At 70.5% G+C, this 16,490-nt stretch carries 15 protein-coding genes and 1 pseudogene; 7 read left to right on the top strand and 9 right to left on the bottom strand.

Going from position 1 to position 16,490, the window contains the following annotated elements; genetic code table 11:
* Window positions 1–25: 25 nt before the first annotated feature.
* Both ACFYXF_RS19335 and ACFYXF_RS19340 read right to left on the bottom strand, forming a co-directional pair.
* A complete protein-coding gene (locus ACFYXF_RS19335) occupies window positions 26–1,549 on the bottom strand; it encodes a sensor histidine kinase (RefSeq protein WP_389350814.1) in 1,524 nt (507 codons plus the stop codon).
* The gene (locus ACFYXF_RS19340; RefSeq protein WP_389350815.1) at window positions 1,546–2,430 is read right to left on the bottom strand and encodes a response regulator transcription factor; all 885 of its coding nucleotides are present in this window, start codon (window positions 2,428–2,430) and stop codon (window positions 1,546–1,548) included. The genes ACFYXF_RS19335 and ACFYXF_RS19340 overlap by 4 nt, the downstream gene beginning before the upstream one ends.
* Before the next feature lie 255 nt (window positions 2,431–2,685).
* Between ACFYXF_RS19340 and ACFYXF_RS19345 the strand changes: the two genes are divergently transcribed.
* From ACFYXF_RS19345 to ACFYXF_RS19360, 4 genes are all read left to right on the top strand, one after another.
* Window positions 2,686–3,297 (top strand): carbonic anhydrase, encoded by a 612-nt coding sequence (locus ACFYXF_RS19345; RefSeq protein WP_389350816.1) that lies wholly within the window; start codon window positions 2,686–2,688, stop codon window positions 3,295–3,297.
* Complete coding sequence (locus tag ACFYXF_RS19350) at window positions 3,294–5,072, top strand: SulP family inorganic anion transporter (protein ID WP_389350817.1); 1,779 nt, start codon at window positions 3,294–3,296, stop codon at window positions 5,070–5,072. Before ACFYXF_RS19345 ends, ACFYXF_RS19350 begins: the two co-directional genes overlap by 4 nt.
* A gap of 31 nt (window positions 5,073–5,103) precedes the next feature.
* Window positions 5,104–5,949 carry an SAM-dependent methyltransferase gene (locus ACFYXF_RS19355; protein ID WP_389351199.1) on the top strand — a complete coding sequence of 282 codons (846 nt, stop codon included), beginning with the start codon at window positions 5,104–5,106 and terminating at the stop codon, window positions 5,947–5,949.
* Between the two features lie 113 nt (window positions 5,950–6,062).
* Window positions 6,063–6,989, top strand: coding sequence for an oxidoreductase (locus ACFYXF_RS19360; RefSeq protein ID WP_389350818.1), 927 nt, complete (start codon window positions 6,063–6,065; stop codon window positions 6,987–6,989).
* A gap of 53 nt (window positions 6,990–7,042) precedes the next feature.
* Here the strand turns inward: ACFYXF_RS19360 and nirD are convergent, their stop codons facing one another.
* Genes nirD through ACFYXF_RS19375 form a run of 3 tightly spaced genes read right to left on the bottom strand, consistent with a single transcriptional unit; the run spans window position 7,043 to window position 11,279 of the window.
* Window positions 7,043–7,402 (bottom strand): nitrite reductase small subunit NirD, encoded by a 360-nt coding sequence (nirD, locus tag ACFYXF_RS19365; RefSeq protein ID WP_389350819.1) that lies wholly within the window; start codon window positions 7,400–7,402, stop codon window positions 7,043–7,045.
* Window positions 7,399–10,005 (bottom strand): nitrite reductase large subunit NirB, encoded by a 2,607-nt coding sequence (gene nirB, locus ACFYXF_RS19370; protein ID WP_389350820.1) that lies wholly within the window; start codon window positions 10,003–10,005, stop codon window positions 7,399–7,401. The genes nirD and nirB overlap by 4 nt, the downstream gene beginning before the upstream one ends.
* Window positions 10,005–11,279 (bottom strand): NAD(P)/FAD-dependent oxidoreductase, encoded by a 1,275-nt coding sequence (locus ACFYXF_RS19375; RefSeq protein WP_389350821.1) that lies wholly within the window; start codon window positions 11,277–11,279, stop codon window positions 10,005–10,007. Before ACFYXF_RS19375 ends, nirB begins: the two co-directional genes overlap by 1 nt.
* Window positions 11,280–11,588: 309 nt before the next feature.
* On the opposite strand from ACFYXF_RS19375, the gene ACFYXF_RS19380 reads away from it, so the two are divergent.
* On the top strand, window positions 11,589–12,374 hold the full coding sequence (locus ACFYXF_RS19380) for a sulfite exporter TauE/SafE family protein (protein WP_389350822.1): 786 nt from the start codon (window positions 11,589–11,591) through the stop codon (window positions 12,372–12,374).
* Between the two features lie 24 nt (window positions 12,375–12,398).
* On the opposite strand, the gene ACFYXF_RS19385 is transcribed toward ACFYXF_RS19380, so the two are convergent.
* Window positions 12,399–13,037, bottom strand: a complete 639-nt coding sequence (locus ACFYXF_RS19385; RefSeq protein ID WP_389350823.1) for a TetR/AcrR family transcriptional regulator — start codon at window positions 13,035–13,037, stop codon at window positions 12,399–12,401.
* Between the two features lie 122 nt (window positions 13,038–13,159).
* On the opposite strand from ACFYXF_RS19385, the gene ACFYXF_RS19390 reads away from it, so the two are divergent.
* Entirely contained in the window at window positions 13,160–13,912 is a 753-nt protein-coding gene (locus ACFYXF_RS19390) for an SDR family NAD(P)-dependent oxidoreductase (protein WP_389351201.1), read from the top strand.
* 13 nt (window positions 13,913–13,925) lie between these two features.
* On the opposite strand, the gene ACFYXF_RS19395 is transcribed toward ACFYXF_RS19390, so the two are convergent.
* Window positions 13,926–14,576 (bottom strand): class F sortase, encoded by a 651-nt coding sequence (locus tag ACFYXF_RS19395; RefSeq protein ID WP_389350824.1) that lies wholly within the window; start codon window positions 14,574–14,576, stop codon window positions 13,926–13,928.
* A 191-nt stretch (window positions 14,577–14,767) separates the two neighbouring features.
* The gene (locus ACFYXF_RS19400; RefSeq protein ID WP_389350825.1) at window positions 14,768–15,298 is read right to left on the bottom strand and encodes a hypothetical protein; all 531 of its coding nucleotides are present in this window, start codon (window positions 15,296–15,298) and stop codon (window positions 14,768–14,770) included.
* Window positions 15,299–15,594: 296 nt separating this feature from the next.
* Here ACFYXF_RS19400 and ACFYXF_RS19405 point away from each other — a divergent pair, with 296 nt between their 5' ends.
* On the top strand, window positions 15,595–16,200 hold the full coding sequence (locus ACFYXF_RS19405) for an NADPH-dependent FMN reductase (RefSeq protein WP_389350826.1): 606 nt from the start codon (window positions 15,595–15,597) through the stop codon (window positions 16,198–16,200).
* A 22-nt stretch (window positions 16,201–16,222) separates the two neighbouring features.
* Here ACFYXF_RS19405 and ACFYXF_RS19410 read toward each other — a convergent pair.
* A pseudogene (locus ACFYXF_RS19410) lies at window positions 16,223–16,336 on the bottom strand (TetR/AcrR family transcriptional regulator); the annotation flags it as partial.
* Window positions 16,337–16,490: the final 154 nt, after the last annotated feature.

Below are 16,490 nucleotides of genomic sequence, written 5' to 3' on the forward strand. Positions count from 1 at the left end.
GGGGTTCGGTCCGGCGGGGTTCCTCCTACGCCCGCAGCGCCGACGTCTCCCGTCGCCGTACCCCCGCCCCCGAATCCCTGCCGCCGAACGCCTGTCCCTGCATGGCGTGTCGGGCCGACGGCAGCCGAACCACCGCGTCCAGGCCGCCCGTTGCCGCCGCCCGCAGACTCGCCTCCCCGCCGCTCGCCAGCGCCAGCCGCTGTACGAGGGCCAGGCCCAGGCCCGTACCGCCCTTGGGGGCGCCGGGCGCACGCCAGAAGCGGTCGAAGGCGCGGGCGCGTTGGTCCGCCGTCATCCCGGGACCCTCGTCCGTGATGTGCAGGTCGATCCAAGTGGCCCGGTTCTCACGGACGTTGAGATGGCTCAGGTGGGGACGGCGAGGGTGCGGCGGAGCGACGGCGCGGAGTTCCATGGCCACCGTGCTGTTCGCGGGCGAGACCCGCAGGGCGTTCGACAGAAGGTTGTCGACGATCTGCTCGACCGCCCCGGGCAGCGCCAGCGCCGGACCCACCGGTCCCGTACCGCCCGTGAACAGGACGAGTGACACGCCCTGTTGCTCGAACAGCGGAGCCCAGGTGCCGTGCCGCTCCGCGCAGGCACCGGCCAGGTCGACCGGGCCGGGCGGCGCCGCGTCCTCCTCCAGGCGGGCCATCGCGAGCAGTCCCTCGACCATCCGGGCCAGTCGGTCCGTCTCCGTCATTGCGGCGGTCAGGCTGCCCCGGGCGTGCTGGGCGATGTCCGGCTCCAGATTCTCCAGACGCAGTCGCAGCGCGGCCAGCGGAGTCTTCAGCTGGTGCGAGGCCTCGCCCGCGAACGCCCTTTGCGAGGCGAGGAGATGGGCGAGCCGGGCGGCCGTACGGTTGAACGCGGCTGCCAGACTGCGGACTTCGGGCGGCCCCGATGTCACCGCGACCGGCGTCGCCGCGCCACCGTCCGCCAACTCGTGTGTCGCCTGCTCCAGTTCACGGATCGGCCGCCCTGCCCAACGCGCGCACGCGAACGCCACGACGGCCACCGCCGCCAGTACCGCGAGCCCGACGGCGGCCAGCAGCAGCCACACCTGGTGGACCCGGGACTGCACCATCTGCGTGGGAAGCGTGATCCGTACCGCGCCCTTCACCTCTCCGGCCCCGTGCCCCACCGGCGACGCCACGGACAGATACTGAACCCCGCCGATCGTGGACGTACGGACATGGGTCGTCGCCGTGCCGTCGAGCGCGGCCGCCACCTCCGGGCGGGTGGTCAGCTCCCGCTGCTCCGCACCCGTCAACTGATGTGATGCGGCAATGAGTTGACCGCCCGCGTCGACGATGAACACCTGGCCGCCGATCCGGCGTGCGCAGTGCGCGGCACGGGCCGCCAGCTCGTCCGGACGCCCCGACGCCAGGGACAGCGCGGCGAACGCCGACACCGACTCGGCCTCCTCGTTGGCGGAGTTGACGATCCGCTCCCGCTCGGCCCGTGAGTAGACGAAGCCCAGCGGGATCTCCAGACCGAGCAGGACGAGGGCGGCCAGACTCAGGTAACTCAGCAGCAGACGGCGGGTCATGAGGCCGCGGCCCTCGGTGCGCCCGGGGTGCGCACGGCGAGTCGGAACCCGACTCCGCGCAGCGTCTGGATCCATGCCGGGTCGCCCAACTTCCGCCGCAGCGTGGCGACATGGACGTCCAGGGTCTTGGTCGGGCCCTGGTAGTGGGTGTCCCAGACCCGGGTGAGGATCTGGCGCCGCGAGTACACGGCACCAGGGTCCTCGGAGAGCAGCGCCAGCAGCTCGAACTCCTTGGGCGTGAGGGCGACGGGCACCTCGCCGACCCAGACTTGACGCGTACGGCGGTCGACGACGAGGGGGCCGGGGGCGGGGGTGGCCGGGGCCGGCTCGGGTGCGTGGGGCGCGTCCTGCGAGACGTACGAGGCGTGCGAGTTGTGCGAGGTGGGAGAGGCGTACGAGTCGAACGATTCGTAGGCCTCGTAGGAGGTCGGTGGGGGAGCGGGAGGCACGTACACGGGGGTCTCGTAAGTGACGGCCGGTTCCTGAGCCGTGGCGTACGGCTCGTACGCCTGCGTGGGATCAGGACGTCGGACGCGCCGGGTCACCGCCCGTACCCGGGCGACCAGTTCGCGCAGGCTGAAAGGTTTCGCCAGGTAGTCGTCGGCGCCCAGTTCCAGGCCCAGGACGCGGTCGGCCTCCTCGCCGCGCGCGCTGAGGATGATGATCGGGACCTCGGAGGTCTGACGGATGCCCCGGCACACGTCGATGCCGTCCATGTCCGGCAGGCCCAGGTCCAGCAGGACGACGTCCCCGTGCGGTCCTCGCAGGCCCTCGGCACCGGTGGCGACGTGCACGACCGTCAGCCCGAAGTTCCGCAGGCCCTCGGCCAGCGGTTCGGCGATCGTCTCGTCGTCCTCGATGAGCAGCACCCGTACGCCCATACGTCCTGTCTCCCACTCCCGAGGCGTCCATGAATTCCTGAAGTCAACACGCTGTGATGACACGTTACAAGACGCCAGAATGCCGTGCCGAGCGAATCCAGGACAATGTGAAAAGCCCCTCACGATAACCCGGTGCCGAAACCTGGCCTCGATTTAGTGTTCCTCTAACCTTCCGCTGGCCGTCCCCTGGGCAGCGCTCCTCTAGCGTTCTTGGTGGCAGGAGTAACCCCATGTCAAGCACCATCTGGAGGGGTCATGAAGGCATTGCTGGACCGCGCCCGGTCGTTCAAGCGGCATGTGGATTTCGAGAGCGACGAATACCGGAAACTGGCACAGGGACAATGTCCGGAGGCATTGTTCATCACCTGCTCGGACTCGCGAGTGATACCCGCCCTGATCACCGGAGCACGGCCCGGCGAGATATTCGAGCTGCGGAATGCGGGCAATATCGTCCCGCCGCACAGCGCGTACGGGGCGGCTTCCGGTGAGGCCGCCACCATCGAGTACGCACTGGAGGTGCTCGGCGTTCAGCACCTCGTCGTCTGTGGCCACTCCCACTGCGGGGCGATGGGCGCCCTGAAGTCCGGCGACGACCTGTCCGCGCTGCCCGGCGTGGACGCCTGGCTGGAGCTGGCCCGCCCGGAACTGGCCCCCGTGCTCACCAAGTCCTCCGACGACCCGGCGACGCTGCCCGAGGTGGCGCAGCGCAACGTCGTCAACCAGCTTGCCGTACTGGGCAGTTACCCGGTGGTGCGGCAGCGGCTCGACTCGGGCCGGCTGCGGCTGCACGGCTGGTACTACGAGGTCGACACCGGCCGGGTGTACGAGCTGGACGAGGACGACCGCTTCCGGGTGCACGCGGCATGAGCGGCCAGCACGCGCGCCATGCGCAGGGCACTCGTACGCGTCCGAAGGCCCCGGTTCCAACTACCCCGTTGCGCAAGCCCACTTCGGCCCCGGGAGGTACCAAAGGCGGCGATGCCGGACGGGCCAAGGGCGGTGGCACCGGACGCATCGACCTCGCCACGGAGATCACCGCCTCCCTCGTCGTCTTCCTCGTGGCGCTGCCGCTCTGTATCGGTGTCGCCGTCGCGTCCGGGGTGCCCGCCGAACTCGGCATCATCTCCGGGGTCATCGGCGGGCTGGTAGTCGGGGCGGCCCGGGGCAGCACCCTCCAGGTCAGCGGGCCCGCCGCCGGGCTCGCCGCGCTGGTCGCGGAGACCGTCCTGGAGTACGGCGTCGCCTCGCTCGGCGTGATCGTGCTCGGGTCGGGGATCCTGCAGATCGTCCTCGGCCTCGTACGGCTCGGCCGGATGTTCCAGGCCATCTCGCTCGCCGTCGTCCAGGGCATGCTGGCCGGCATCGGACTCCCGCTGATCTTCAGCCAGTTGTACCCGATGTCCGACTCCCGGGCCCCCGGCACCCCGCTGGAGAACATCGCCGGCGTGCCCGGACTGCTCGCCGACACCCTGGCCGACCGGCAGGCGATGACGGCCGCCCTGCTCGGCGTCGTCACCATCGTGCTCAGCTTCCTGTGGAAGAAGATGCCGGGCCCGGTGAAGAAGATCCCGGCCGCGCTGGTCGCCGTAGGGATCGGGATCGGTGTCGCGGCGCTGCCGGGCGTGGACGTGAAGACGCTCCAGGTGGGCAATCTGCTGGCCGCCGTGGACGTGCCGGGGCCCGGGCAGTTGGCGGGACTGGCCGACGTGGGAATCCTGACCGCGATCCTCACCTTCACCGTGATCGCCTCGGCGGAGAGCCTGTTCACGGCGGCGGCCGTCGACCGGATGCACAGCGGCCCGCGCACCCGCTACAACGCCGAACTCGTCGCGCAGGGCGCGGGAAACACGGTCGCCGGGCTGCTCGGCGCGCTGCCCATCACGGCGGTGGTGGCACGCAGTTCGGCCAACGTGCAGGCGGGCGCGAAGACCCGTGTCTCCCGTACGCTGCACGGACTTTGGCTGCTCGCCTTCGCGCTGCTGCTGCCGCAGGTGCTCGCGCTGATCCCGATCTCGGTGCTCGCGGGAGTCCTCGTACACAGCGGCTGGAAGCTGTTCGCGCCCGAGGAGTTCCCGAAGATGTGGCGGCAGGACCGGGGCGAGTTCGCGGTCATGACGGTCACCACACTGGTCATCGTGGCGACCGCGCTGCTCGAAGGCGTCCTCATCGGGCTGGCCGCCGGGGTCGTCCTGGCTGCCCTGCGCATGTCCCGGACGGTCATCCGCCAGGACGTCGACAGCGGCGACGACGTCGCCCAGGTCGTCATGGCGGGCAACGCCACCTTCCTGAGGTTGCCGCAGGTCATCGAGGCGCTGGAGGCGTCCGCCGCGTCCGGGAAGCCCCGCATCCGCCTGGACCTGACCGGTGTGACCCACCTGGACCACGCCTGCCGCAGCCAGGTCGAGGAGTTCACCGCGCAGCAGCGGGGTCTGGGGACGGAGGTGGAACTGCTGATGCCGGGCGCGGAGAAGCCCTCTCCCGAACCCATCGAGGGGAAGCTGATGCCGCCGGTCCCGGGCCCCGACGCCGAGTGGTTCTACCTGGACACGACCGCATATGGCCAGAACCCTACGGTGCGTGAACGCGGATCTTCACAACTCCCGGGCGGAGCCAATGAGTTCACCTACGTTGGTCCCGGATGATCAGCACCGGAACACAGGAGGCCCTGCCGTGTTGGACGACGACCCCACCCCCTCGACCGAGACCGAGACCGGAACAGGTACGGGCGCTCGCCCCCGCACCCGTATCGACACCACCAAGCCGCACTCGGCCCGCTTCTGGAACTACTTCGTCGGCGGCAAGGACAACTACGAGGTCGACCGGGAGATCGGGGACCACATCAAGGAGATCTTCCCGGGTCTCGTCGACGTGGCCGTCACCAGCCGGCACTTCTTAGGACGGGCCGTCCGCTACCTCGCGGATGAGCAGGGCGTACGTCAGTTCCTGGACGTCGGCACCGGCCTGCCGACCGCCGACAACACCCACGAGGTCGCCCAGCGCGCCGCCCCCGACGCCCGGATCGTGTACGTCGACAACGACCCCATCGTGCTGGCCCACGCGGACGCCCTGCTCGCGAGCACCCCCGAGGGCCGCACGGTCTATCTGAACGCCGACCTCTACGCCCCCGAGACCATCCTCGAAGCGGCGGCCGACACCCTCGACCTCTCCGAGCCGGTCGCCCTGATGATCCTCAACACGCTCGGCCATGTCGCCGACCACGACCAGGCCCGCGACCTGGTGAGCCGGCTGATGGCGGGTCTGCCGTCGGGCAGCCACCTGGTGATCAGCGACAGCACGGCCACCAGCGAGGGCATGATCGCCGCGTCGGAGGCCTACAACGCGAGCGGTGCCGTGCCGTACTACGTCCGCAGCATCGGCGAGATCGCCGCCTTCTTCGACGGCCTCGGCCTGGTGGACCCGGGCGTGGTCCAGGTACCCGAGTGGCGCCCCGACCTCCGCGACCCGGCCGCCCCCGCCTCGGCCGTCGACGCCTACTGCGGGGTGGGGCGCAAGCCCTGACATGCGGGGCGTGGAACTGGCCATCGGGGCACTTCCGGCGCACTCTGGGACTCAGGCCTGGATCTACCGGGCACGACGAGATCCGCCAGACTCGCCAATGGAGGGACCCGGACATGTCGGGCTGGAACACGCGGGACATCCCCGATCAGAGCGGTCGTACGGCCGTCGTCACCGGTGCCAACAGCGGGCTCGGGTACGTCACCGCGCGGGAGTTGGCGCGCAAGGGCGCCCGGGTGGTGCTCGCGTGCCGGAGCGAGGCGCGCGGGAACGAGGCGGTCGGGCGGCTGCTGGGTGAAGTGCCGGACGCCATCGCGGAGTTCTGGCGCCTTGATCTCGGAGACCTGGGCTCCGTACGGGAGTTCGCGGTCGGGCTGCCGTACGAGCGGATCGATCTCCTCGTCAACAACGCGGGCGTGATGGCGCTGCCGTACGGCACGACGGCCGACGGGTTCGAGACGCAGTTCGGGGTCAACCACCTCGGGCACTTCGCGCTCACCGGGCTGCTGTTCCCGGCGCTGCTCGGTACGCCCGGCGCCCGGATCGTGAACCTCTCCAGCGGCACCCACGCCTTCGCCAACATCGACATCGACGACCTCAACAGCGAGCGGAACTACCGGCGTTGGATCGCGTACGGGCGTTCCAAGACGGCCAACCTGCTCTTCACGCACGAGCTGGCGCGCAGGCTGGCCGCGATCGGCTCCGGTGTCGTGGTCGCCGCCGCGCATCCCGGGTACGCCGACACCAACCTCCAGACGGCCGCGCCGAAGATGCAGGGCCGCAAGGGCGCCGAGCGGTTCATGGAGATCGGCAACCGGTACTTCGCCCAGTCCGCCGAGGCGGGCGCCCTGCCCACGCTGTACGCGGCCACCGCACCGGACGTGAGCCCCGACGCGTTCATCGGCCCCAGGTTCCTGGGCTGGCGGGGCGCGCCCGCGAAGTCCTGGCGGGCCTCCTGGACGCTCAACGACCGTGCCGGGGAACGGCTTTGGGCCGCTTCCGAGCAGCTCACCGGGGTGACGTACGAGGGCTTGAAGGCGTGAGGGGCGCCCCGGCCGATGGCTGGGGCACCCCTCACGATCGCTACGTCCGTACTTCAGGCGGTACGCACCTCGTACACCGTCACACTCACCGACTCGTCGTCCAGGCACTGGCCCGACTCCAGGTCGAAGCGCTGCTTCAGGAGCGGGGAGGCGACGAACGGGCGGCCCTGGTGGGTACCGGTCAGGCCGCGGGAGAGGACCGCGGCGCCGCCGAACGGGTCGCGGTTGTCGATGGCGTACAGGGTGCCCGCGCGGTCGCGGAAGAGGGCAGCCTGCCGGCCGTCCGGCAGCAGGGCCGCCACACCGCGGCCTGGGAGCAGGACGTTCAGGTCGCAGACCGTGAACCAGTCGTCGGCGCTGTTGTCGATGCGCAGTTGGATCTTCAGGTCGGTGGTCTCGGGTGCCAGGGTCATCGCTGGGCGGATCCTTCCAGGACGTCGTCGGCGGGGCGCAGGCCGATGGACAGCAGTGGCAGGTCAGGCTTGATCTGGTCGCGCTCGGGGACGAAGCCGACGACCGGGTCGGGGGTGTCCGGCGCGTTCACGAAGGACACGAACCGGGCGAGCTTCTCGGGGTCGTTGATGGTGTCGGCCCACTCGTCGCGGTAGTGCGCGACATGCGAGGTCATCAGCGACTCCAGCTCCTCGCAGATACCGAGGGAGTCCTCCACGACCACGTCGCGTACGTGGTCCAGGCCGCCGGGGATGCGCTCCAGCCAGGTCGAGGTGCGCTCCAGGCGGTCCGCCGTACGGATGTAGAACATCAGGAACCGGTCGATGAGCCTGATGAGTTCGGCGTCGTTCAGGTCCTGGGCCAGCAGGTCCGCGTGGCGCGGGGTCGCGCCGCCGTTGCCGCCGACGTACAGGTTCCAGCCGCCCGAGGTGGCGATGATGCCGAAGTCCTTGGACTGGGCCTCGGCGCACTCACGCGCACAGCCCGACACCGCCGACTTCAGCTTGTGCGGCGACCGGAGGCCCCGGTAGCGCAGCTCCAGGTCGATCGCCATCCGGACGGAGTCCTGGACGCCGTAACGGCACCAGGTCTGGCCGACGCAGGACTTCACCGTACGGAGGGACTTGCCGTAGGCGTGCCCCGACTCGAAGCCGGCGTCCACCAACCGGGTCCAGATCAGCGGGAGTTGCTCGACGCGCGCGCCGAACATGTCGATCCGCTGACCGCCGGTGATCTTCGTGTAGAGGCCGAAGTCGCGGGCGATCTCGCCGATGACGATCAGACCCTCGGGGGTGATCTCACCGCCGGGGATGCGCGGGACGACCGAGTAGGAGCCGTTCTTCTGGAGGTTGGCGAGGAAGTGGTCGTTGGTGTCCTGGAGGGTGGCCTGTTCGCCGTCCAGGACGTAGACGTCGGCGCCGATCGTCGGGGCGAGGGAGGCGATGATCGAGGCCACGGCGGGCTTGCAGATCTCGCAGCCGTCGCCGCCCCGGGCGTCCTCGCGGCCGTAACGGTCGAGGAGGTCCTGGTACTTGTTGACGCGCAGGGCGAGGACGATCTCGTACAGCTCCTCGCGGGTCTGCGAGAAGCAGCCGCACAGGCCCTTGTCGACGACGACACCGCTCGCCTCCAGCTCGGCGGTGACGAGCTGGCCGAGCACCTTGACGCAACTCCCGCACGTCGTACCGGCCTTGGTGCACTTCTTGACCTCGGGCACGGTCGTGCAGTTGTGCTCGGTGACCGCGCCGCGGATCGTGCCCTTGCGGACGTTGTTGCAGGAGCAGATGATCGCGTCGTCCGGCAGCGCGGACGGGCCGAGCTGGACGGACTCCCCGGCACCGGCCGGCAGCACGAGGGACTCGGGCGAGACGGGCGGCACCGAACCGGTGAACGCCTTCAGCGTGCCGTAGGCCTCCGCGTCGCCGACGAGGATGCCGCCGAGCAGCGTGCCGTCGCGGCCGATGACGAGCTTCTTGTACAGGCCCGAGCGGGAGTCGGAGTAGACGACGTCGAGGCAGTCGGCGGTGGCGCCGTGTGCGTCGCCGAAGGACGCCACGTCCACGCCGAGGAGCTTGAGCTTGGTCGAGAGGTCGGCGCCCGTGAAGGACGCCTCGTCGGCGGCGATGGTCGCGGCGGCCGTCTCGGCCTGCTCGTAACCCGGGGCGACCAGGCCGTACACCCGGCCGTCGGAGGCCAGCGCGCACTCGCCGATCGCGAACACGTGCGGGTCGTTGACCGTACGGCACTGATCGTCGACCGCGATGCCACCGCGCTCGCCGACCGACAGGCCGCAGTCCCGGGCGAGTTGGTCCCTCGGCCGGACACCGGCGCTGAACACCACCAGATCGGTGGCGAGTTCGGAACCGTCGGACAGCTTCATGCCCGTGACCGCGCCGTCCTCGTCGACGACGATCTCCTGCGTACCCACACCGGTGTGGACGGACAGACCCATCTCCTGGATGGTCCGCAGCAGCGCCGCGCCACCGCCGTCGTCGACCTGCACCGGCATCAGGCGCGGCGCGAACTCCACGATGTGGGAGGTGAGTCCGAGCCCCTTCAGCGCACCGGCCGCCTCAAGTCCCAGCAGCCCACCGCCGACCACGGCACCCGTCGTACGGGTGCTGGCGTACTCCTCGATCGCGAGGAGATCCTCGATCGTGCGGTAGACGAAGCAGCCCTTGGCGTCCTTGTTGGGGACCGGCGGCACGAAGGGGTAGGAGCCGGTGGCGAGGACGAGGATGTCGTAGTCGACGACCATGCCCGAGCGGGCGGTGACTCGCTTGGCCTCGCGGTCGATGGTCTCCGCCGGGTCACCGACGTACAGCTCGATGCCCTCCTTCTCGATGAACGCCATGTCGGTCATCGAGAGGTCCTCGGGCGTCTTGCCCGAGAAGTACGAGGTCAGCGCCACGCGGTCGTACGCCGGACGTGGCTCCTCGCACAGTACGACCACGCGGTGCGCGGCGGTCAGGCCACGGTCCGCGAGGGCTTCCAGGAAGCGCTGGCCGACCATGCCGTGGCCGACGAGGACGATCGTGGGGGTGGCCCCATCAGTGGCGGGCATTAGGAGCCTCCATCGTTGGTGAGCAGGTGGAGCAGCGGGCCGCCGTCGGTGGGGAGCGGCTCTGCTCCCTCCCAGGCGCGCGCGAGGGCGCCGACGGTGCCGAGTTCGCCGACGAGCACCCCGCCGACCAGCCGGTCGTCACGGACGACGACCTTGCGGTAGGTGCCCCGGGTGGCGTCGGCGAGCTGGATGACGTCGTCGCCGGGGCGGGGGGTGGTCTCGCCGAAGGCGGCGAGATCGAAGGGGTTGCCGACGCCCCCGTTGTTGCCGGTGTCGCCGGTTTCGGCGGTGAAGTCGGTGAGGGTGAGCCGGGTGAGGGAACGGGTGCCGGTGTAACGGACGCTCGGCTCGCCGGCCTCGTTGGCGATCAACTCGGCCAGGACCTCGGCCTGTTCGAGCGCGGGGGTGGCCAGGCCGTACACCGTTCCCTGGTGCTGGGCGCAGTCCCCGAGCGCCCGGATGTGCGGGTCGGAGGTGCGCAGTTCGTCGTCGACGATGATGCCCTTGTGCACGGCGAGCCCGGCATCGCGCGCGAGCCCAACCCGGGGATGAACTCCGCAGGCCAGTACGACGATGTCCGCGTCGAGGGCGTAGTGGTCGGCCAGCTCGACCGACCGGACCTTGCCGCCCACGCAGCGCACGTCGCGCACCCGGCACTCGGTGTGCACCTCGACGCCCAGCTCCTTGAGGTGCCGCAGCACCAACTCCGATGCGCCCGGGTCCAGCTGACGTTCCATCAGCCGCTCGGCCTGCTGGGCGAGCACGACCTGTGCACCGCGTACGGCGAGTGCGCGCGCGGCGGAGACCCCGAGCAGCCCGCCGCCGATGACGACGGCCCGCGCCCCCGGACGTACGTCCTTGGACAGCCCGAGACAGTCGTCCATGGTCCGGAACGCGTGGACGCCCAGCGGGAGTTCGTGATCGGGCGTGAACAGCCCACGCAGGGGCGGGAGCACGGGGTTCGACCCGGTGGCCAGGACCAGCGTGTCGTATGCGATCGAGGACCCGTCGGAGCAGTGCACGATGCGCGCGGCACGGTCGACGGACTCGGCCCGGGCCCTGACCAGCCGCTCAGGCGACGGCAGGGCGATCACCTCGGGGGCGTAGCGCCCGGCGAGGATCTCGGCGAGCAGCACCCTGTTGTACGGGCGGTGCTCCTCCTCGCCGACGAGCACGACGTCCGAGGCGGACATGCCGAGCTCGCCGAGCCGCCGGGCGAGCCGTACGCCCGCGAGCCCGGCGCCGATCACCACCACACGCGTATTCGAGGTCATGTACGGCAGCGTGCGTTGCCGGTGTTACCCGGCCGCATCACGTCTGTTTCCCGGGGGGCACGCTTCCCTCAGCGGGGGCGCGGAGTGGGTGTGAGGGTTCGGTGGGCGTGCGGGGGATGCCTGTGAGGTGCGTGAACGATACGGCGGATGGGCGCCCGACCGCTACTGCCGGTCCAGCTCCGGGACGCCCGACCTCTGAACCACCGAACCACCGAACCACCGAACCACCGAACCACCGAACCTCTGAAGATCCTCAAGGTTCCGGAAATCCATGGTGTCCGCACCTATCGGGTCCATAAGCTCGCGATCATGCCCGACATATCGCTGCCCCTGATCGCCGCCCTCTGCGCCGCCGCCCTCGCGGCAGGCTGGATCGACGCGGTCGTGGGCGGCGGCGGCCTGCTGATGATGCCGGTCCTGCTCCTGGGGCTGCCGGACACGTCGTCGGCGGCTCAGTACGCGCTCGGCACCAACAAGGCCATGGCGATCGTCGGCACCACGGGCGCGGCGGTGACGTACACACGCAAGACGCCGGTGGACGTGCGCCTGGCGGTACGCGTCGGCCTGGCGGCGGTCGCCGGTTCGACGGCCGGGGCGTTCGTCGCCGCCGGCATGAGCACGGACACGCTGAAGCCGGTCATCATGGTCGTCCTGCTCGGCGTCGGCGCCTTCGTGATCTTCCGGCCCGCCTTCGGTACGGCCCCGGCGACCACCCCGGTCTCCGCCCGCCGAGTCCTCGCCGCCATCGGACTCGCCGGCCTCGGCATCGGCTTCTACGACGGTCTCATCGGTCCCGGCACGGGTACGTTCCTCGTCCTCGCGCTCACCGCGCTGCTCCACCTCGACCTGGTGACCGCCTCCGCCACCGCCAAGATCGTCAACTGCTGCACCAACGCGGGCGCCCTGGCGATCTTCGCCTGGCAGGGCACGGTGTACTGGCAGCTGGGCGCGCTGCTGGCGGGGTTCAACCTGGTCGGCGGGATGGTGGGGGCGCACACGGCGCTGAAGAAGGGGAGCGGGTTCGTACGGGTGGTGCTGCTGGTGGTGGTGTTCACGCTGGTGGCGAATCTGGCGTATCAGCAGTGGGTGGCGTAGGCGGCCGGTCCGGCTGAGGCGTTCTCAGGAGAGCGGCGGCCAGGTGCGCAGGGCCGCGTCCGCCATCGTCTGGAGTTCGTCGCGGCCGATGCCGCTCGCGGCCTGCACGGAGATGCCGAAGGCCATGGTGGTGAGGTAGCGGGCGAGTAGTCCGGGATCGGCCTCCGGAGGCAGGTCGCCCTCGTCGACGGCTCGTTGGAACCGCTCCTGGATGGAGGCACAGCCGTTGTTGCGCCAGTCGGCGAGGAGGTCGCGGACCGTCTGTCCGGCGTCGCTGGCGGTGAGGGCGCCCTGGACGCCCAGACATCCGCGGGGGTGGGCCGGGCGGGTGCTGGTCCGGACGGCGCCGGTCAGGAGCGCGGTGGCGACGTCACGGGCTGTCGGCTCGTCCAGGGCTCGGGTCACGTAGGCGCTCGGGCCTTCGGTGTAGCGCTCCAGGGCCTTGCGGAACAGTTCCTCCTTGTTGCCGAAGGCCGCGTACATGCTGGTCGTGGAGATGCCCATCGCGCTGGTCAGGCTCGCCAGGCTGGCGCCCTCGTAGCCGTGCTCCCAGAAGAGCAGCATGGCGCGTTCGAGAGCCTCGTCGGCGTCGAAGCCTCGCGGTCGGCCGATCGGGCCGTTCTGTCTCTTCTGGCTGTTCCGACTGCTCTGGCTGGTTCCCACTCCCGCAGTCTACCCCTTCCGCATCGATCGATACGGAAGTGCTACGGTCGCCTTCCGACCAACTTCCGCATCGATCGATGCGGAACTAGAAGGAGGCTGTTCACATGGCACTGGGATCAGGACTGGGACTGCTTGAGGGGAAGACCGCTCTCGTCACCGGAGGCAGCACCGGAATCGGCCTGGCCAGCGCGGTACGGCTGGCCGCCGAGGGTGCGCATGTGCTCATCACCGGCCGACGCAAGACCGAACTCGACGCGGCCGTCGAGGCGATCGGCGCTTCGGCGGCCACCGGGGTGATCGGCGACATCGCGAACCCGGCCGACCTGGACCGGCTCTACGAGGCGATCGGCAGCCGGGGACAGGGCCTGGACGTCCTGTTCGCGAACGCCTCCATCGGCGAGTTCGTGACACTCGATCAGGTCACCGAGGAGCACTTCGACACCCTCTTCGGGATCAACGTCCGGGGCACGCTGTTCACCGTCCAGAAGGCACTGCCCCTGCTCAACGAGGGTGCCTCGGTCATCCTGAACGGCTCCACCGCCGTGGACTCCGGCGCCGAGGCGTTCGGCGTGTACGCGGCGACCAAGGCCGCCACCCGGTCGTTCGCCCGGACCTGGGCCAACGAGCTCAAGGGTCGCGGTATCCGGGTCAACGCCATCACGCCCGGCCCGACCGACACCCCTGGCGTGTCGGGGCTCGCCCCCGACGAGGAGCGGGCCGCCGACCTCAAGCGCCAACTGGCCGCGCAGGTACCCCTGGGCCGGCTCGCGCGCCCGGAGGAGATCGCCGCCGCCGTGACCTTCCTCGCGTCCGGGCAGAGCAGCTTCATCACCGGTTCGAGCCTGTACGCCGACGGCGGCCTGAACCAGATCTGATCGAGGTCGACGCTCAGCGGCCGCTGTCGAGGCTTCGGCTGCTGCCGGTCAGATGGGCGAAGACGACGACGTTCCCCTCGTATCCCGTGCGGGGCGAGTAACCGCCGCCGCACGTGATGACGCGCAGCTCGGGCCGGGGCGCGGCGCCGTACACCTTCTCGTCCGGGAAGCGGTCCGCGTCGTACACCTCGACGGCGTCGACGGTGAAGCGGGCGGTGGTCCCGTCGCGCCGTTCGACGTCGATCGCGGTGCCCTTCCGCAGGGCGCCGAGCCGGTAGAAGACGGAGGGGCCGTCGGCGTTGTCGACATGCCCGGCGACGATCGCGGTGCCCGTCTCGCCGGGCGCCGTCCCGGCCTCGTACCACCCGGCGAGGTTCTCGCGCTCGGCGGGCGGTACGTCCAGGCTGCCGGTGGGGGTGAGGCCGAGGCCCATCAGCGGGGCGTTCACGCGGATGGCGGGGATGCGGATACGGAGGGGAGGGGAGGGCGGGAGCGCGGGGGACTCCGGTACGGCGGACTCGGGGTGGTTCGCCTCCGTACGGGCCTGGGCGGGGGAGGGCTGCGGCGGGGCGTGTTTCGCGCCGCCGCCGCGCACCAGCCAGGCGCCGGAGAGAAGGGCGGCGAGGGTGAGGGCGGCTATGACGAGGTTGCTGAATCTACGCACGTGGGCCTCCGCGCCGGTGACAACTGATGACCTGCTTTTCTGCTGGGGGTCCGGGGGCCCGCGGCGGAGCCGCTGGTGTCACAGCCCCGGGAGAATGCAGCACCCCGGCCCCCCTCCGGGCCGCGAGGGGCGTCGGACCCGGAGGGGAGGGGGACATGCGGTACCGGCGGACGGACGGCGGAGGGTGTCCGTCAGATCCCGTCGCCTCTCGCCCGGCGATGCAGGAGCCAGGTACCGCCCGCGGCGGCGACGGCGAGAGCCGCCACGCCGGCCGCGGTCTGTGCGGGGTCGGGACCGAGTGCGCCACCGACCCCCGTCTTCACACTCCCCCTGGGATGCGCGGCGGGTGGCCGCGTCGAGGTGAGAGTGACGACAAGATCCCCACTCACCCGCCGCGCATCCGCGTCTGCCGCGCCGTCGCACCGGGCGACGATCTCGTACGTCCCCGGCTGCGCGCCCGGCGGCACCCGGAACTGCCCGACGGCGACCTCCTTGTGCGTGGTGGGCGCGAGGACGAAGGCCCCGGCGCCCACCGCACTGGCGTCACCGGCGGCGGTACCGCCCGCACCGCAGGCCGTCGTGTTGACGGTGACCTGGGAACCGGGGGTGACGGTCGCCGGGTACACCTCAAGGGAACCGCCGGTCCCTGCGTGAGCGGGCCCGGCGAGGGCGACGGCGAGCGCGGTACCGGTCAGCAGACGGGCGGCGGCGGTACGTCGCATCGGGCTTGCTCCTCCGAGAGCTTGCGAACGGGGTGGTCTGCTTTCGAGGTAAGTGGCACGGGGCGGGGAGCGCTTCCTGAGGGTCCGTCAGAAATACGGTGAACGGGTGGCCGGAGGCCGCGGGAGGCGAGGGGCGCGTCGACATTCCGGCAGGTCATGGCCGTACAGCCGATGGCTCGCGGAAAAGAACCCGATGGGCGGGGGCCGGGGGTGTGAACGGGTGACCGGAGCGACCGGAGTTCCGTACGAATGCGGGCCTTGACCTCAAGAAAGCTTGAGGTAAGAGGCTGTGCCGCATGCAGACATCCACTGAACGAACCGATCCCATCGAGCTGCCCGTACGTGTGACGGTGGTCGTGGGCAGCAACCGCGAGGGCCGTTTCGGCCCGGTGGTGGCCGCCTGGCTCCTGAACCGGATCGAGGACCGTGCCGACCTGGTGACGGAGGTCGTGGACGTGGCGGACACGGCACTCCCGACGACCTTCGCGACCGACGCGGAGGCGAAGGCCCAGCTGGCGGGGATCACCCCGAAGCTGGCGTCGGCGGACGCGTTCGTCGTCCTGACCCCCGAGTACAACCACTCCTACCCGGCCGGCCTCAAGAACCTCATCGACTGGCACTACACGGAATGGCAGGCCAAGCCGGTCGCCTTCGTCTCGTACGGCGGTGTCTCCGGAGGCCTCCGCGCGGTCGAACACCTCCGCCAGGTCTTCGCGGAACTCCACGCGACGACGGTCCGCGACACGGTGTCGTTCCACAACGCGGGCGCGTCCTTCGACGACGGGGGCCGCCTCAGGGACCCCTCGGGCCCGGACGCGGCAGCGAAGACGATGCTGGACCAAGTGGTGTGGTGGGGACGGACGTTGAGGGAGGGGCGGGCGGTTCGGGCGTACGGGGGGTAGGTGGTTGGGGGGCGTTCCCTGCCTACCTGGTGGTCCGGTATGCCCGCAGAAAGGTCCGTACTCCCTCGACGACCAGTGGCCGTACGCGCGTGTCCTCCGTGGCGTTCGCCGAGCCGAGTCTGTCCATGGCGACGCCACACTCTGCCCTCACCCTGCTCGGGTTGACGCCCATTGCCTGAGCCAGGGCGGGGCCGGACCGGCCGTAATTCGCTTGCCCTGCCTACGGGTTGACGCTGCAATGTGGCCTGGCCGGACAATATGAGTCGTGGTGGCGGTATCCCGAACCCCGA

The sequence above is a fragment of the Streptomyces sp. NPDC002680 genome, from assembly GCF_042889145.1.
Classification (GTDB): domain Bacteria; phylum Actinomycetota; class Actinomycetes; order Streptomycetales; family Streptomycetaceae; genus Streptomyces; species Streptomyces adonidis.

What these genes read in the sequence shown, in the direction of transcription:
- ACFYXF_RS19335 (WP_389350814.1), bottom strand. Translation starts at nt 1,549, where the DNA reads ATGACCCGCCGTCTGCTGCTGAGTTACCTGAGTCTGGCCGCCCTCGTC.
- ACFYXF_RS19340 (WP_389350815.1), bottom strand. Translation starts at nt 2,430, where the DNA reads ATGGGCGTACGGGTGCTGCTCATCGAGGACGACGAGACGATCGCCGAA.
- ACFYXF_RS19345 (WP_389350816.1), top strand. Translation starts at nt 2,686, where the DNA reads ATGAAGGCATTGCTGGACCGCGCCCGGTCGTTCAAGCGGCATGTGGAT.
- ACFYXF_RS19350 (WP_389350817.1), top strand. Translation starts at nt 3,294, where the DNA reads ATGAGCGGCCAGCACGCGCGCCATGCGCAGGGCACTCGTACGCGTCCG.
- ACFYXF_RS19360 (WP_389350818.1), top strand. Translation starts at nt 6,063, where the DNA reads ATGTCGGGCTGGAACACGCGGGACATCCCCGATCAGAGCGGTCGTACG.
- nirD (WP_389350819.1), bottom strand. Translation starts at nt 7,402, where the DNA reads ATGACCCTGGCACCCGAGACCACCGACCTGAAGATCCAACTGCGCATC.
- nirB (WP_389350820.1), bottom strand. Translation starts at nt 10,005, where the DNA reads ATGCCCGCCACTGATGGGGCCACCCCCACGATCGTCCTCGTCGGCCAC.
- ACFYXF_RS19375 (WP_389350821.1), bottom strand. Translation starts at nt 11,279, where the DNA reads ATGACCTCGAATACGCGTGTGGTGGTGATCGGCGCCGGGCTCGCGGGC.
- ACFYXF_RS19380 (WP_389350822.1), top strand. Translation starts at nt 11,589, where the DNA reads ATGCCCGACATATCGCTGCCCCTGATCGCCGCCCTCTGCGCCGCCGCC.
- ACFYXF_RS19400 (WP_389350825.1), bottom strand. Translation starts at nt 15,298, where the DNA reads ATGCGACGTACCGCCGCCGCCCGTCTGCTGACCGGTACCGCGCTCGCC.
- ACFYXF_RS19405 (WP_389350826.1), top strand. Translation starts at nt 15,595, where the DNA reads ATGCAGACATCCACTGAACGAACCGATCCCATCGAGCTGCCCGTACGT.